This window comes from Actinomadura sp. 1N219, from assembly GCF_044326405.1.
Lineage (GTDB): Bacteria > Actinomycetota > Actinomycetes > Streptosporangiales > Streptosporangiaceae > Spirillospora.
The window spans coordinates 1,818,285-1,833,973 of record NZ_JBIRAY010000001.1 but is presented as its reverse complement, the minus strand read 5'-3'; the positions used below and the strand labels follow the sequence as shown (position 1 = coordinate 1,833,973).

General features: G+C 72.2%; 12 protein-coding genes. 5 read left to right on the top strand and 7 right to left on the bottom strand.

Features of this window, described 5'->3' with window-relative positions; translation table 11 throughout:
• The first annotated feature begins 80 nt into the window (after positions 1-80).
• Positions 81-1,043: a DUF5954 family protein gene (locus ACH35V_RS08525; protein ID WP_395971063.1), complete on the top strand. Its 963-nt coding sequence runs from the start codon at positions 81-83 to the stop codon at positions 1,041-1,043.
• 82 nt (positions 1,044-1,125) lie between these two features.
• On the opposite strand, the gene ACH35V_RS08520 is transcribed toward ACH35V_RS08525, so the two are convergent.
• Positions 1,126-1,932 carry a hypothetical protein gene (locus ACH35V_RS08520; protein WP_395971062.1) on the bottom strand — a complete coding sequence of 269 codons (807 nt, stop codon included), beginning with the start codon at positions 1,930-1,932 and terminating at the stop codon, positions 1,126-1,128.
• A gap of 119 nt (positions 1,933-2,051) precedes the next feature.
• Positions 2,052-4,247 carry a BTAD domain-containing putative transcriptional regulator gene (locus ACH35V_RS08515; RefSeq protein WP_395971061.1) on the bottom strand — a complete coding sequence of 732 codons (2,196 nt, stop codon included), beginning with the start codon at positions 4,245-4,247 and terminating at the stop codon, positions 2,052-2,054.
• A 188-nt stretch (positions 4,248-4,435) separates the two neighbouring features.
• On the opposite strand from ACH35V_RS08515, the gene ACH35V_RS08510 reads away from it, so the two are divergent.
• Positions 4,436-5,731, top strand: a complete 1,296-nt coding sequence (locus tag ACH35V_RS08510; protein WP_395971060.1) for a phosphodiester glycosidase family protein — start codon at positions 4,436-4,438, stop codon at positions 5,729-5,731.
• A gap of 126 nt (positions 5,732-5,857) precedes the next feature.
• Here the strand turns inward: ACH35V_RS08510 and ACH35V_RS08505 are convergent, their stop codons facing one another.
• The 3 genes from ACH35V_RS08505 to ACH35V_RS08495 form a co-directional block, all read right to left on the bottom strand.
• Positions 5,858-7,441 carry a PQQ-binding-like beta-propeller repeat protein gene (locus tag ACH35V_RS08505; protein WP_395971059.1) on the bottom strand — a complete coding sequence of 528 codons (1,584 nt, stop codon included), beginning with the start codon at positions 7,439-7,441 and terminating at the stop codon, positions 5,858-5,860.
• Positions 7,442-7,489: 48 nt separating this feature from the next.
• Entirely contained in the window at positions 7,490-7,882 is a 393-nt protein-coding gene (locus ACH35V_RS08500) for a LytTR family DNA-binding domain-containing protein (RefSeq protein ID WP_243719174.1), read from the bottom strand.
• Between the two features lie 273 nt (positions 7,883-8,155).
• Positions 8,156-9,796 (bottom strand): carboxylesterase/lipase family protein, encoded by a 1,641-nt coding sequence (locus ACH35V_RS08495; RefSeq protein ID WP_395971058.1) that lies wholly within the window; start codon positions 9,794-9,796, stop codon positions 8,156-8,158.
• A gap of 456 nt (positions 9,797-10,252) precedes the next feature.
• On the opposite strand from ACH35V_RS08495, the gene ACH35V_RS08490 reads away from it, so the two are divergent.
• A complete protein-coding gene (locus ACH35V_RS08490) occupies positions 10,253-11,383 on the top strand; it encodes an acyl-CoA dehydrogenase family protein (RefSeq protein ID WP_395971057.1) in 1,131 nt (376 codons plus the stop codon).
• Positions 11,380-12,306, top strand: a complete 927-nt coding sequence (locus ACH35V_RS08485) for an acyl-CoA dehydrogenase family protein (RefSeq protein WP_395971055.1) — start codon at positions 11,380-11,382, stop codon at positions 12,304-12,306. The genes ACH35V_RS08490 and ACH35V_RS08485 overlap by 4 nt, the downstream gene beginning before the upstream one ends.
• On the opposite strand, the gene ACH35V_RS08480 is transcribed toward ACH35V_RS08485, so the two are convergent.
• Both ACH35V_RS08480 and ACH35V_RS08475 read right to left on the bottom strand, forming a co-directional pair.
• Positions 12,290-13,873: a FadD3 family acyl-CoA ligase gene (locus tag ACH35V_RS08480; protein WP_395971054.1), complete on the bottom strand. Its 1,584-nt coding sequence runs from the start codon at positions 13,871-13,873 to the stop codon at positions 12,290-12,292. The genes ACH35V_RS08485 and ACH35V_RS08480 overlap by 17 nt on opposite strands.
• Before the next feature lie 73 nt (positions 13,874-13,946).
• Positions 13,947-14,450, bottom strand: coding sequence for a MarR family winged helix-turn-helix transcriptional regulator (locus tag ACH35V_RS08475; RefSeq protein WP_395971053.1), 504 nt, complete (start codon positions 14,448-14,450; stop codon positions 13,947-13,949).
• A gap of 62 nt (positions 14,451-14,512) precedes the next feature.
• Between ACH35V_RS08475 and ACH35V_RS08470 the strand changes: the two genes are divergently transcribed.
• Positions 14,513-15,685, top strand: coding sequence for an FAD-dependent oxidoreductase (locus ACH35V_RS08470; protein ID WP_395971052.1), 1,173 nt, complete (start codon positions 14,513-14,515; stop codon positions 15,683-15,685).
• Positions 15,686-15,689 lie beyond the last annotated feature (4 nt).

The window sequence follows — 15,689 nt, the reverse complement described above, 5'->3', positions numbered from 1 at the left end:
CCGATTAATGCGGGCATTACGGGCTGGCGAATGTGGCCGAAATCATGCGCGGACCTGGGCCGTGCGGCCAGGATGCGGGCATGACCTTCCCGTTGATGCACGGGTACGACCACATCAATGTGGTCGCCCAGCTCGACCCCGTCGCGGCGGTGCGCGACAGGGAACTCGGCGAGCGAATTCGGCAATACCCGAAACTCCTGCCCGGCGGCTCCCCGGATTTCGGGCATGCGGTGCAAAAAGGAAAGGAGTGGCGGATCGCGTCGCTCGGCTGCGACGACCCGTCCTCAGCACGGTACAGCCTCGCCATGGACCTCCGGACGGACGCGCCCGGCGACCCCGACCCCGCGACCGCCCGCGCCATGCTCGCCGCGGCCGACCGGCTCGACCCCGAGGAGGGCGACCAGCTCGCAAAGGACGAATGGGAGATCGGCGACCGTCGCTACCGGATCATCCGCGTGGAGAAGTTCGTCCTGATCGGCGACCGCGTCATGGAGCCGCCCCGCTCCACCGACGCCGACCTGCCCGGGGACGGCAGCCTGCGCGGCCACCTGATCGACCCGCCCGCCCCGTGCGGGCAGTGGGAGGCGCAGCTCCGGCTGAACCTGGTCGGGCACATGCCGGTGGCCGGGACCGTCCCCGACATCGTCCGCGCCGAGGCCCGCCACGCGATCCAGACCCACCCCGGGGTCGTGCTGCTCCCGCCGACCTTCGTCGTGGTCGAGATCGACGGCGGCTGCTGGTCGCCGATCACCGGCGGGGACGACCCCGACGAGGCCCGTGACCGGCTCGCCCGCCACTTCACCGACCTGCTGCCCCGGCTCCGCGAGTTCCAGAACGACCCGGCCGCCCCCGAGGAGCTCGCGGAATGGACGGCGCTCGCCGAGGAGATCAAGGCGGCCCCCGGGCACCGGGTCCTCGCGCGCGGACGCGAGTTCAGCACCGTCCGCGTGTCCCGGATGCTGCGCCTCGGCCGCGACGGCCCCGAAGGCCCGCGCCCGTGCGACGAGGAACGCTACGGCCTCACCGGCGCCGCCGAGTCATGACCCCCGCGGCCGGCGCCCCCGCGCCGGCCCACCGCGCCCCCTGCCGATCGGGTCGGCCGAACCCTCCGCACCGCCGGTCGCGTCAGCCGGACGGTGCAGTGATGTCCTGCGGCTTGCCGAGGTCGTGCAGCGTCAGCGTCGCCTTGAACTTCACGTCCATGCTCTGCTTTCCGGCGTTGAGGAAGAACTCGCTGGTCATCGTCAGGCGCCGCGGGCGGTCCCGGCCGTCCACCCAGAGCGTGGAGTTGAAGATCGCGTCGCCCGGATACACGCTGAGCGCTGCCTTCCGCGCCTCCGGGGAGTCCTCCAGGCACTGCGCCACGGTGCAGGACGCGGAGAACACGCTCATCGCCTCGCCGCCCTCCGTCGTCGGGGACGGCCGGGGCGCCGCGATCTGCCCGCGGTAGATCTCCGCGATCATGGTGGTGTCGACCATCTTCGCGGTGCTCGCCGGGTCGTAGCCGTCCTTCCCGGTGAGCCGGGGGCCCGCCGGGAGCGTCCGCCACTGCCCGGACTGGAGCGTGTTGCGGACGTAGGTCTGGTCGCCGATCGTGATCACGCGGACGGCCCCGGAGTCGTTCCGGGTCGGGCCGGGCCGCAGCTCGATCTCCGTCGCGACCGAGGACAGGTCGAGATCGGTGGCCGGGTTCCCCGGCATCGAGCGGTGCGTCCCGCGCATCTCCGCGGTCAGCTTGAAACCCGGGATCATCCCGTTGAGGGCGTAGACGTCGACCTCGACGTCCGCCCGGTGCGGCTGGCCGCTCAAGGCGGCGAGGGCCTTCTCCAGCTTTCCCGCCGCCTTCTCCTCCGGTGACTCCTCCGCCGGCCCGCACGCGGTGAGCACCAACACGAGGACGCCGATACCGGCCCCCGTCCCCCGCCACTTCATGAACAAAGACCTCCGACGCGCTGCGCAGTTTGCCCCGCATGGATAGCGCGTCACGGCTGTCCATCCGCTATCAGATCCCTGTCACACCAGGTCAGCGGCTCAAGAAGCGCGGAAGCAGCTCAGGACGGGCGGAAGCGGATCAGGACGGGGGTCTCGGTGATCCGCATCGCCTGCCCAGCCTGGACGGGGACCGTCCGGCCGTCGAGGTGGTCCACCCGGTGGGCGCCCGGCTCGGCGCTCGTCTCGGCCGTGGCGTCCGCCATCCACCGCACCGCGGCCTCCACCGATCCCGGCAGCAGGAACCGGCACTGCCAGGCGCCTTCGGGGAGGCCGACCGCGGGCCCCTTCCCGCAGGACCGGATCCGGGCGCCGTCCAGCCACTGCTGGAGCCGCTGGACGAACAGCGCGGCGCGCGTCGGCGGCCCGCCCTCCGCCTGGAGGACGAGCGGCAGGTTCCGCGGCCCCCAGCTGTAGAAGTACATGCGGCTGTAGCGGGCGTACAGCCCGGCGAGGTAGTGGCGGACGGCGTAGTTGTTGGCGTCGTCCTCGCCCAGCGGCTCGACGGTCGGGATGTCGTGGGCGGGGCCGGTCGCCCACATCGGCAGGTGCACCCCGACCTGATGCAGGGCGTTGTAGATGAGCATCGCCTGCTCGGTCATCTCCTCGGGCCGTCCGTCGCCGAGCCGGGGATGCAGCTTGACGGCGATCGCGTCGCAGGAACGGAATCCGCCGAGCGTTCCGAAACGGATGAGGTATCGGAGCCCCTCCGGCTTCCACATCTCCCCGAACGACGGGCAGACGACCGTGGCCCGCGCGTCCACCGCCTTGATGATCGCGGCCGCGCGGCGGGTCAGCTCCACGAGCGTCGCCACGTCGCCGGTGTAGTGGTACGGGGTGTTGGGGAAGTCCCAGAGTTCGTACGCCTCGATCTGCCCGCGATAGCGGGAGACGACGGCGCGGACGTAGCGGTCCCAGTCGGCCAGGTCGTCGGGCGGCGCCGTCCTGGAGCCGTCGGAGTACGCGCTCCTCGGGCCGCCGGGCGCCGCCCACGCCGGGGTGATGCCCATGGTGTAGGTCATCGGCAGGCTGGCCCGGCGCGCACCGGCCGCCATCCGGTCGAGCGCGGACCAGTCGAACGCGTCCCGCCGCGGCTGGACGTTGGACCAGCGCGTCCCGCTGTCCCAGAACCGGACGGCGCCCACGCGGAACCCGGGCATGGCGCCGCTGCCGCTCCCGACCGTCGTCCCGAAGAACGCCGCCGGGACGTCGAGGGGCGGGGAGTTCACCCACGTCGGCCCGCCGATCCGCTGCCGTCCCTGCCCGAGCGGCGTCCCGTCCGTTCCGGACGAGTTCGGACGGGACGGGTCTGCTCCCGCCGCGCCGCCGCCGACGCCGGGCAGCATCGCCAGCGCCAGCACGAGAATCGCTCCCCGCGCCCGGAGCCGTCCCCGCGCGCCCACCCGTCCGGGCACAGGCCGCGTGCCGGAGAAGGTTTCGGACGGCGCGGAGCCGGGGCGGCTCTCCGCGTCTGGCCGCCTTGACGGCGAGGGCTCCGGCGTCGGGTGCCGCAACGCGGCGTCGCCCTGGAGGATGGCTTGGTGGAGGGCGCGGAGCCCGGCCGTGGGTTCGAGCCCCGTCTCCTCGACCAGGAGCGCCCGTCCCTCCCGGTACGCCTCCAGCGCCTCCGACCGGCGCCCACACCGGTAGAGGGCGAGCATCAGCCGGGCGCGCAGTTCCTCGCGGAGCGGATGCTCGGCGACCAGCGCGGACAGCTCCGCCACGACCGCGGCATGCCGTCCGAGGGCGAGTTCGAGGCCCAGGCATTCCTCCAGGGCCGTCAGGTGCGTCTCCTCCAGCCGCGCCGCCTCGCGGGAGGCGAACGCCGCGTCGATCCCGTCCAGGGGGCGGCCCCGCCACAGCCCGAGCGCTTCGCGGAACGTTCCCGCCGCCGTTTCCGGACGTCCGGCCCCGGCCTCTTTCCGGGCGTCCTCAACGAGGTCGGTGAACACGGCCAGATCCAGGCGGGCCGAACCGAGGCGCAGCACGTATCCGGGCGGACGCGTCTCGATCAGCGCACCGGCCTCGCCGAGCGCGCGGCGCACTCGATGCACGAGCGTGTGCACCTGGGTGCGGGCCGACGCGGGCGGGAGGTCGCCCCACAGCTCGTCCACCAGCCGGTCGACCGACACCACCTGGTCGGCGCTGAGCAGCAGCCGGACGAGCAGCGCCCGCCGCCGCCCCCCGCCGAGAGCCACGGCACGGCCGCCGACGCTCGCCTCCACAGGCCCGAGCACGGCGAAGACGACCTCGTGCATGCGCGTCCCTTCAGGTCGGATGGCCATACTTCATGCCATCCCCGGCACCGGCTTGTCCAGGAAACAGGGAGATTCCCGAGCGCCGGATCAGGTGATCTTCGGAGATTGTTGGCTGCCGGATCGCCCGATCTTCACCCCGCTTGCGTAATCATCAGCGAGCTTGATCTTCGCTGAGAGGGGCGTCGCCCATGCCACGGAAACTCACGGTCGTATTGGTCACCGCAGTGCTGGTGGGCGGCGTCGGGGCCGTCCCGGTGCGCGCGGACGCGCCGGGTCCGCCGGGCGTGGACGGCGCCGGTTCGGGTGAGCGCCCGGACGCGCGGGCCGCCCTGCTGCCGTCGTCCAGCACGATCGGGAAGCTGCGGTTCACCTCGACGACCCGGCTCGCGCCAGGCGTGGTGTTCAAGACGTTCGAGACGACCGGCATCGGCGGCCCGGTGCTCGGCGACCTGCTCGACGTGGATCTGCGCAGCCCGGGCGTCAGCATGGGCCTGCTGCATCCGCCGAACGTCGCGGCGCGGCAGACGGTCTCGGGCATGGCGGACGCGCAGCGCGCGCTGGCCGGGGTGAACGGCGACTTCTTCAACATCAGCGAGACGCGTCCGGGCGTGGTGCCGACCGGGGCGTCGTCCGGCCCGGAGGTGGACGCCGGCGGCCCGCTCAAGGGCGCGGTGCCGGACGGGCAGCGGTTCGGCCCCGCGCTGCCGCCAGGAACGTCCGCCGAGGACGTCATCGGCATCGGCGCCGACCGGCGCGGGCATCTCGGCCGCCTGCACCTGACCGGCACCGTCCGCGCCGGAACCGCGCGGATCCCGGTGCGCGGCCTCAACCAGTACGCGCTGCCGGTAGGGAGCGCGGGCGCGTTCACCGACGAGTGGGGCAGCGTGTCGCGCCGGCGCTCGGTGTGCGGGACGGACACGGCCCGGAACGACCCCTGCAGCACGAACACCGCCGAGGTGACCGTCCGGCGGGGCGTGGTCACGAAGGTCGCGGACGAGATCGGCGCGGGCGCCATCCCCGACGACACGACCGTTCTGGTCGGACGGGAGGACGGCGCGGACGCCCTGCGCAAGCTGCGTCCCGGCGATCGCGTACGGATCGGCTACCGCTTCACGGGCCCGATGAAGTTCCGCTTCGCCATCGGCGGCTTCCCCGTCCTGCGGGACGGCGAGCCGCTCGCCGGGCTCGACCCGAAGGGCCCGGCCCCGCGGACGGCCGCGGGCGTGAGCCGCGACGGCCGCCGCATGTACCTCGTCGTCGCGGACGGGCGGTCGGAGCGCAGCGCCGGGCTGACCGTCGCCGAACTCGCCGCGCTCCTGGACGAGGCGGGCGCGGACGACGCCGTCAACCTGGACGGCGGCGGCTCGTCCACGTTCGTCACCCGGAGCGGCGGGAGGTCGGTCGTCCGCAACGAGCCCTCGGACGGCCGGGAACGCGCCGTCGCCAACGGCATCGGCGTGTTCCTCCACAGCGCCCGTCCCTGAAACCGGAGCGCCCGTCCCTGAAACGGGAGAGGCGCGGGCGGGGACGACTCCCTCGACGGCGTCGTCCCCGCCCGCGCGTTTCGACCGCCCGAGGCAAGCGGCCGAAGCGGGTGGCCCGAGCGGTGGCTAGCGGCCGAAGGCCAGCATCACGTGACCCTTGTCATTCGGATAGTTGGTGAACATGTCGCCGGTCAGGACGTAGACCATCCCGTTGGCGACGACGGCCCCGCCGCCTCCGGCCACCGCGCCGCCGCGTCCCGTGCCGCCGTTGACGGTCGGGAAGTCGGCGATGGTGTCGAAGCTCCACAGCACGTCGCCGGTCTCGGCCGAGTAGGCGCGGACCTTGCCGTCCATGCTGCCCTCCCAGACGAGTCCCGGCGAGGTCGTCACCGCGGGCGGGTGACCGAGCCGGCACACGTTCGGGTACTGCGCCGCGCCGCCGGTCGTGCAGCCGTCGGCCGGGTTCGGCGTCTTCCAGATGATGTGGCCGTCGGCGGGGTTGATCGCGAACAGCGTGCCGGGGTTCGCCATGTAGGTCGCCACGTAGAGGCGCTCGCCGTCATAGCTCGACCCCCACTGGATGCCGCTGAGACCGCCGCCCGGCATGGGCTCGGACAGCTGGCGCTGCCAGACGATCTCGCCGGTGGCCGCGTCCAGCACGTGGTAGACGCCGACCTTCTGGCCGATGCCGATGAGGCGCCGCCCGTTCGCGGTGAAGATGTTCGCCGTGGCGCCGAGGTCGAAGTCGAGCGCGGTGCCGTCGGGCAGGTTGGGGCAGTACTGCTGGTCCTCGGGCGACGGGCTGTTGCATTCCCGGCGCCAGGTGTCGACGTCGGTCATCTTGCGCGTCCAGCGCGCCTCGCCCGTCTCGGTGTTCAGCGCGAGGACGGAGTCGAAGTGCCCCCCGCTCCCGCTGTAGTTCTGCCCGGTGCCCACGTAGAGCGTCTTGGTGGACGGATCGATCGCGGGCGAGCTCCACACGCCCGCGCCGGACGGCCCGTAGCGGGGCTGGCCGTTAGGCCAGGTGCCGTCCTGCTTCGGCTCGGGGACGGTGTAGAACCGCCAGTCGAGCTTGCCGGTCTTGACGTCGCGGGCGTCCACGTGGCCCCGGAACCGGCAGCAGGGGTAGTTCTTGCCGTTGAGGTTCTCGCCGCTGGACGTGCCGACGTAGACGCGGCCCTGGAAGACGATCGGCGAGCTGGTCAGGATGGCGCCGGGGAAGTCGTCGATCCGCTCGGCCCAGGCGAGCTTCCCGGTGGCCTGGTCGAGGGCGTACAGGTAGCCGCGGGAGTCGCCGAAGAACACCTTGCCCTCGGCGACGGACGCGCCGTCCCGCACCTGGGCGAACCCGGTGCCGACCGTGGACAGGTCGAACTGCCACTTGACCGCGCCCGTCTTCGCGTCGGCGGCGCGGTAGATCCCGTCCGGCCCGCCGAAGTAGACCGTGTCGCCGACGACGGCGGGCTGGCTGCGCGGCCCGCCCGCCTGGCGCGGGAACCCGAACGCCCACTTGAGCTTGAGCTCGCCGACGTTCTTCGGCGTGATCTGGTTCTCCGCGGCGGCGTGGCGGCTGCCCTGGAGGTCCTTCGTCCAGGTGGGCCAGTCCGCGGCGGGGGGCTCTCCGGACGCGGCGGGCCCGGAGGCGACGGCCCCGCTCACCAGCAGGCAAGCGGCGACGGCCAGGGCGACCGCCCGTCTTTTGCGACGCATGTTCAGTTCCCTTCGGGAATTGGGAGCTTGGGGGTGCTTCAGGAAACTTCAGGAACCTTGGGAGCGCCGGGTCGGGCCCGGCAGGGCGCCCCTGAGCAGCCGGTCGCGCAGAGCGCCCGTGTTGCGCCGGCTGACGGTCAGCCGCGTGCCGCCGACCCTGAGCGTGCACCGTCCCGACTCGACGACCATCTCGTCGATGTGCGCGAGCGAGACCAGGTGCGACCGGTGGATGCGGACGAACCCGGCGTCCCGCCACGCCTCCTCCAGGGCGGCCAGGGAGACCCGGACGAGATGGCTGCCGGCCCCGGTGTAGAGGCGCGCGTAGTCGCCGTGGGCCTCGGCGTACCGGACGTCCGACCGCCGGACGAAATGGGTCGCGCGTCCCAGCCCGACCGGGATGAGCTCGTCGGCGCCGGCGTCCTTGACGACGACCACGACCACCAGGCGCTCTTCATCCCCGGTCGGGCGGGACGGCGATCGCCCCTGCCGTGCACGGCTCTGAGCCTGCGTACGATTCGGCGGGGTTGTCCGGCCCTGGAATGGGACCGGGCGAGAATGAACCGCTGTGGCTCGCATGCGCTCATGGAATCCGCGCGGCCGGAGGCGTTCAAGAGGCCGCTGCGAAATCTGGCACGTAGCGCACAATCCGCGGCATTCCACGTCAATCCACCTGGTCGATGAAGTGCTCAGTCAGCCGATATCCAGTTATCCCGATTACTTACCGAACGGCATGTACTTCTTCCAGAAGTCGCAGTGGTGCTGCCTTCCGATCTCCCTGGTCATCTCGCTGTCGCCCGCGGGCACCAGCGACATGACGCCCTGGTCGGACTCGGTGAACGGCGTCCACAGCGGAGTGCCGTCCACGGTCGGGTTCCCGGTGCGGGCGAATCCCGTCCACTGGGCGGTGAGCTGCTTGCCGAACGACGCCTGGTTCGGCGTCAGCGTGGTGTTGCCGAACGGGCTGAGGAAGATGCTCTCGCTGATGTGGTACGACCCGTTGGGCTTGGTCGCGTCCAGGAAGAACATCGGCGGGGCGTCGGCGTTGTCGGTCTGGTACGCGAACACCTTGATGTGCTTGGCCATCCGCTGGTCGTTGATGAGCGCCGGGCAGACGGAGTTGGAGTCGGCCACGATCGTCCGGTAGGCGATGAACGGCGAGGGGTCCGGGAACCGCTCCAGCGGGTACAGCTTCATGACCTCGTCCGCGGCGTCGCCGTACTGCTGCCGGATGTTCGCCTGGTACTCCGCGGGCGTGTTCGCGGCCGGGAGCTGGGTCTCGTCGCGGTCGACGCCGTGCATCAGCGTGACGTCGTTGACCTTCCCTTCGGCGAACGCCTGCGCGGGCGATACGGGCAGCACCTCCCCGTCGACGACGGGGCCCTGCGTCCCGACGTCCGCCCCGACGCCGCGGCCGGTCTGGTCCAGGAGCCGCTGGACGGGCACGGCGCGCAGGCAGGCGGCCCTGTCGGCCGTGTTCGCGCAGCCCACGGCCGCCGCGAAGCGGTCGGCCGCCTGCTGCGCCTCATCCCGGGTCGGCAGGTCGGCCATGCAGTCCTGCGGCTGCCACTGGACGTCGGCGCCGCGCCGCGAGTTGTACTCGCCGCTCTGCGGAATGCCCTTGTGGAACAGCCCCTTCGCGGTCGGCGAGGCGGCGTTGGCGCACACGCTCGACCCGCCGGCGGACGCGCCGTAGATGGTCACGTTCTTCGGGTCGCCGCCGAACTTCGCGATGTTGGCCTGCACCCAGCGCAGCGAGGCCTGCTGGTCGCGGAACGCGTAGTTGCCGGAGTTCTCGCCGAACGCCTTGTCCGACATGAAACCGAAGATGTTGAGCCGGTACCGGACGCCGACGTGCAGCACGCCGCCGTTCTTCACCAGGTGCTTGCCGTCGGACGGCGCGCCGAACCGGAACCCGCCGCCGTGGAACTCCACCATCACCGGCAGCGGCTTGCCGTCGGTCTTCTCCGGGGCGGTGACATTCAGCCGGAGGCAGTCCTCGTTGGTCGAGCCCTGCCCGAGCCCCGGCGGCTGCGGGCAGGTCGGGCCCGCGGCGGTGGCCTCAAGCGTGTTCGTCCACGGCGCGGCCGGCTGCGGCGGAGCCCAGCGCAGATTCCGCAAGGGCGGGGTCGCGTACGGGACGCCGAGCCAAGTCTTGACGCCGTCGGCTATCCCGCCGCACACCGGGCCCTTGTCCGTCTGGACGGTGGTGCCGTCCGCGCACACCAGCGCCTTGCCCGCGCCGCCGGGCGCGGCGCCGGGCGCGGCGTCGGCGGTGGCCTGGGCCGCGGGGAGCACGGGAGCGAACGCGACCGCCGCCGCGCCTATGGCCGGGACGATCCATTTACTGATTTTCACACCCGACGTTTTCCTGCCGGTTCTTCTCGCGCCCGAGACCGTTGCGCGAGTCCTCATTCTCGGCATTTTCATGCTCGGCGTCCTTTACCGTCGACTACAGTTCGACGGGCTCCCGGCAGGCGGTAATTCGGCGCCGGCCGTCCCGTCCCCCCGGCGGCTGGACGATAAGTCCCGCATAAGCCGATATGACAGGCGAATTCGCGCCGTCCGCGTTGAGCGGCGCCGTCCACTCGCCAAGCGGTACCGCCCCAACGGCGGACGGCCCCGGCGCACGGCACGGTCGTCCGAGGGCGCCGTGCGCGGACGATCGAGAAGCGGCGGCGGGCAGGCGGGCGGGTTCGGCAGTCCCGGTCGATGGGAGGCGGCTCGCGCCATCGTCGGCCGGGCGTTTACTCTACCAAACAATTGTTAGAATAATGCCGGGACGAGCCGGGACGAGCATGAGGGCGGCAGCACATGGATCTTGAGTTCGGGGCGGCGGACGAGGAGTTCCGCGCGGAGGTGCGGGCGTGGCTGCGCGAGCACGTCCCGTCCGGGCCGCTGCCTTCGCTGGAGACCGCGGACGGCTTCGCCACGCACCGCGAGTGGGAGCGGACGCTCGGCCGGGCCCGGCTCGGCGTCGTGTCCTGGCCGGAGGAGTACGGCGGGCGCGGCGCGTCCGTCCTGCAGTGGCTGATCTTCGAGGAGGAGTACTACGCGGCCGCCGCGCCGGGACGCGTCAGCCAGAACGGCATCAACCTCCTCGCCCCGACGCTGCTCAAGCACGGCACGCCGGAGCAGCTCGCCCGCGTCCTCCCGCCGATGGCCTCGGGCGAGGTGATCTGGGCGCAGGCGTGGTCGGAGCCGGGCGCGGGCAGCGACCTCGCGGCGCTCCGCGCGACCGCCACGCGCACGGACGGCGGCTGGATGCTCGACGGCCAGAAGACGTGGAGCTCGCGGGCCGCGTTCGCCGACCGCGGTTTCGGCCTGTTCCGCTCCGATCCGGACTCGGCGCGCCATCGCGGGCTCACGTACCTGATGTTCCCGCTGGACGCGGACGGCGTGACGGTCCGCCCGATCGGGCGGCTGGACGGCAAGCCCGCGTTCGCCGAGCTGTTCCTCGACAAGGTGTTCGTCCCGGACGAGGACGTCATCGGGACGGCCGGCGACGGGTGGCGCGTCGCGATGGCCACGGCGGGCAACGAGCGCGGCCTCACCCTCCGCAGCCCCGGGCGCTTCACCGCGGCGGCGGAACGCCTCGTCGAGCTGTGGAAGGAACGGGCGGACGCGTCCGACACGGCGATGCGGGACCGGGTCGCCGACGCCTGGATCAGGTCCCGGGCCTACCGGCTCAAGGGGTTCGAGACGATCTCGCGCGGCGACGACATCGGCTCCGAGTCGAGCCTGAACAAGGTCTTCTGGTCGGAGCTGGACGTGGCGCTGCACGAGACCGCCCTCGACCTGCTCGGCCCGGACGGCGAGCTGGAGTCGGACTGGCTGGAGAACTACGTGTTCTCGCTCGCCGGACCGATCTACGCGGGCACCAACGAGATCCAGCGCAACGTGATCGCCGAGCGGCTGCTCGGCCTGCCGAGGGGGTCCCGGTGAAGTTCGTCCTGTCCGCCGAGCAGCGCATGTTCGGGGAAACGCTGCGCGACATCCTCGCCGAGTCGGAAACACCGAAAACCGTCCGCGCGTGGGCGGCCGGGGACACGGGCCCCGGCCGGGCGCTGTGGTCGTCGGTCGCCGAGGCGGGAGTGTTCGCGGTCGCCGTGCCGGAGGGCTCCGGCGGCGCCGGGCCGCTGCCGGTCGAGCTGTGCGTCGCCGCCGAGGAGCTGGGCCGCGCCGCCGCACCCGGCCCGTACGTGGAAACTCTCGCCGCCGCCGAACTCCTGGGCGGCATGGGCGTGGGCGGCGGGTCGCCGTGGCTGCCGCGGATCGCGGACGGCGAGGCGATCGTGTCGCTCGCCGTCCCGCACGCGCTGGACGCCGACGTCGCCGACCTCGTCCTGGACGCGGACGGCGTCGAACGCGAGCCGGGAGAGCGCGCCACATCACTGGACCCGGCGCGACGCCTTTTCCGCATCCGAGGTGACGTCCCCGTCCCCGGTTTCACTGATCTCGGTGCGCTGCTGTGCGCGGCGCAGCAGATCGGGCTCGGCCGGGCGCTGCTGGACGTGTCCGTCGCCTACGCCAAGACTCGGCAGCAGTTCGGGCGTCCGATCGGCGAATACCAGGCGATCAAGCACCATCTGGCAAGCGCGCTGGTGGAGCTCGAGTTCGCGCGGCCGCTCGTGTACGGGGCGGCGCTGGCGTACGGGACGCCGGACTTCGCGCGGGACGTGTCCGCCGCCAAGGCCGCCGCGTCCGAGGCGTCCTACGCGACGGCCAAGACCGCACTTCAGGTGCACGGCGCGATCGGCTACACCGACGAGTACGACCCGTCCCTCTGGATCCGCAAGGCCCGCGCCCTGTACTCGGCGTGGGGCACGGTGTCCCAGCACAGGGCGCGCGTCATGGCAGCTCTTTGAGCGCCCCGCCGTCCTTGAGTTCGACGCGGCGGACCTTGCCGGACGCGGTCTTCGGGAGGTCGTCCACGAAGACGACCTCCCGCGGGACCTTGAAGTTCGCGAGCCGCTCCCGGCAGTGCCCGATCAGCTCGTCCGCGGTGGCGCTCCGCCCCGGCCGGAGCCGGACGTAGGCGCGCCCCACCTCGCCCAGGCGCGCGTCGGGAACACCGGCGACGCCCGACTCGGCGACGGCGTCGTGGCGGGCGAGGACGTCCTCGACCTCGGCCGGGTAGACGTTGAAGCCGCCGACGACGAACATCTCCTTCGTCCGTCCGGTGATGGCGAGGTTGCCGCGCTCGTCCAGGCGGCCGCGGTCGCCGGTGTCGAGCCAGCCGCCGTCCCGGATCGCCTCCGCCGTCGCCGCCGGGTCGCCCAGGTAGCCCTTCATCACGTTGTAGCCGCGGACGAGCACCTCGCCGTCCGTGCCCGCAGGAACCCTCTCGCCGTTCTCGTCGACGATGGCGACCTCGACGTCGGCGATGGGCTTGCCGCAGGTGGTCGCGATGGTCTCGGCATCGTCGTCCACCGAGCAGACAGACACCGTGCCGGTCGACTCCGTCAGCCCGTACGCGGTCACGACCTGCGGGAACAGCTCGGCACGGAGGCGCCGCACCAGCGCCACCGGCACGTCCGCCGCGCCCGTCACGGCCAGCCGGAGGGACGAGAGGTCGCGCTCGTCCCCGCCCGGGGCGTCGAGCAGCGAGGTGTAGATCGTCGGCGGCCCCGGCAGGACCGTGATCCTCTCCCGTTCGATCAGCCGCAGCGTCTCCGGGACGTCGAACGTCCGCTGGAGCACCATCGTGGCGCCCTTCAGCAGGCAGGCCAGCACGCCCGCCTTGTAGCCGAACGAGTGGAACAGCGGGTTGACGATCAGGTACCGGTCGCCGGCCCGGACACCCGTCCGCTCCGACCACGCCTCGAACGTGCGGACGTTCTGCTCATGCGTGCTCATGACGCCCTTGGGCTTTCCGGTCGTCCCGGACGTGAACAGGACGTCGGCGATGTCGTCCGGACGGACGGCTCCGGCTCGCGCGTCGGCCTCCGCCCGGGAGACGGCCTTGGCGACGAACTCGTCCCACGTACTGACGCCCGGCCGCGCGGCGCCGTTGAACGTGACGACGGCCTCCAGCGCCGGAAGCCCGGCCATGACCCCCGACTCGTCCAGGCCGAGCATGCCGGGATAGTCGATGCCGAGGAACCCGTCCTCCACGAAGAGGATCTTCACCTCGGCCCTGGTGAGCGGCCAGCGCGCCTCGTCCCCCTTGAACCGCGTGTTCAGCGGGACGAGCGTCGCGCCCGCGCCCATCGCGCCGAGCACGGCGACGATCCACGCCAGCCCGTTCGGCGCCCAGATCGCGACGCGGTCGCCCGGCTCGATCCCGGCGCCGATGAACGCGCCCGCCGCCTGCCGGGCCCGGTCCCGCAGCTCGGCGTAGGTCACCCGGACGTCGCCGTCGACGACCGCCTTCGCCTCCGGAAACTCCTCGGCCGCCCGCGCCAGAACGCCCGGAATCGTCAGCTCGTTCATAACCCTTCATCATGGGCGCGGCCGCGCCGGTCGGGCGAAGCCTCGTCCCGCTCACCGGTACGCGCGCGAGGGCTTACTGGTCCGGGCCTCGGCGCAGCTCCCTGGCGGCCGTCCGGTAGGCCCCGGAGATGCGGACGAGCATGTCGAGCAGCAGCGGCGCCTGCTCCGGCGTGTAGTGCGCGCCGACCTCGTCCAGGTAGCGCCTGGACGACTCGCATGCCGCCTCGTAGTCGTCCATGCCGCCGGCGACCGGCTCGACGGTGACCGTCCGCCGGTCCTGCGCGCCGCGCACGCGCCGCACGTAGCCCGCCTTCTCCAGCCTGTCGACGAGCCGGGTCGTGGAGGCGGACGGCAGCCCGAGCTCCTCGGAGATCGTCCCCACGGCGAGCGGCCCGCGCATCTCCAGCAGGATCGCGGCGGCGACGTCGACGGGCTGCAGCCCGAGCCGGTCGGCGACCGCCTCGTTGTGCAGCAGGACCGCGATCACGAAATCGCGGAACACGTCCTCGCCCTGCCGCACCTGATCCGCCCGCACCTGATCCGCCCGGACCCGATCCGCCTGCTTCCGCTGACCCACTGTCGCACCCTACTCCGCCCCGATGTATCTTCATATCGAAGATACTTCATTTCGGAGGGGACATGGAGATTCTCGTCATCGGCGGCGGCATCGGGGGCCTGGCCGCCGCACGCGAACTGCTGGCCGACGGTCACGACGTCCGGGTGTACGAGCAGGCCCCGGCCCGCCGGACGGGCGGCAAGGCGATCCTGATCTGGAGCAACGGCACCGCCGTCCTGCACGACCTCGGCATCAGCCTCGACGGCGTCGGCAACCGCATCGACAGGATCGACGCCCTGACCTCGGACGGCCGCCTGCGCACCACCCAGAGCATCGCCCACACCGCCGCCCGCTTCGGCTTCGAGACCAAGGCCATCGCCCGCCGCGACCTGCTGGAACGCCTGGCCGACGGCCTGCCGGACGACCTCGTCCGCTACGGCATGACCTGCGAGCGCATCACCCAGGACGGCGACCGCGTCACGGCGTCCTTCGACGACGGATCGACCGACACCGCCGACCTGCTCATCGGAGCGGACGGCCACCACTCGATCGTCCGGCGCCACCTCTGGGGGGACGGGGCCGTCCAGCCGGCGACCTTCGGCACCTGGCAGGGCCTCAGCCCGATCGACATCGACCTCACCGGCACCCACGACCACAGCATGATCACCGGACGGGAGGGCGCGTGCGGCCTCATGCCCGCCGGAGACGGCCTCCTCCAATGGTGGTTCGACGTGCGCTGGTCCCCCACCGACCCGCGCCCCGCCTCCCCGCTGAACGACCTGCGGCAGCGTTTCGGCCACTGGGCGTCGCCCGTCCCGGAGGTCCTCGCCGCCGCCACCGACGACGACCTCGAATTCTTCGGCCACCACTGGAACAAGGTCCGCCGCGTCTGGGGAGACGGCCGCATCACCCTGGTCGGCGACGCGGCCCACACCATGCCGCCCACCCTCGGCCAGGGCGCCAACCAGACCCTTGAGGACGTCTGGGTCCTGGGACGCGAACTCGCCAAGGAAGACAAGGACCCTGCTGCGCGCCTGCGCGAATACGAGAAGACCCGCTACCCGCAGATCTCCAGGGTCTCCCGGATGGCCAAGCGCAACCCCGCCAACTGGCGCATCCCACCCATGATCGGCCGCCTCTTCCCGGAAACGTCCCAGACCACCATGCTGGGACGGTTCAGCAACCGCCTCACCGTCCCCACCAGCCGTCCCGCCGACGACCAGAACCCGTCCTCCGCAAGCACAACCCGCCAATGAGGGA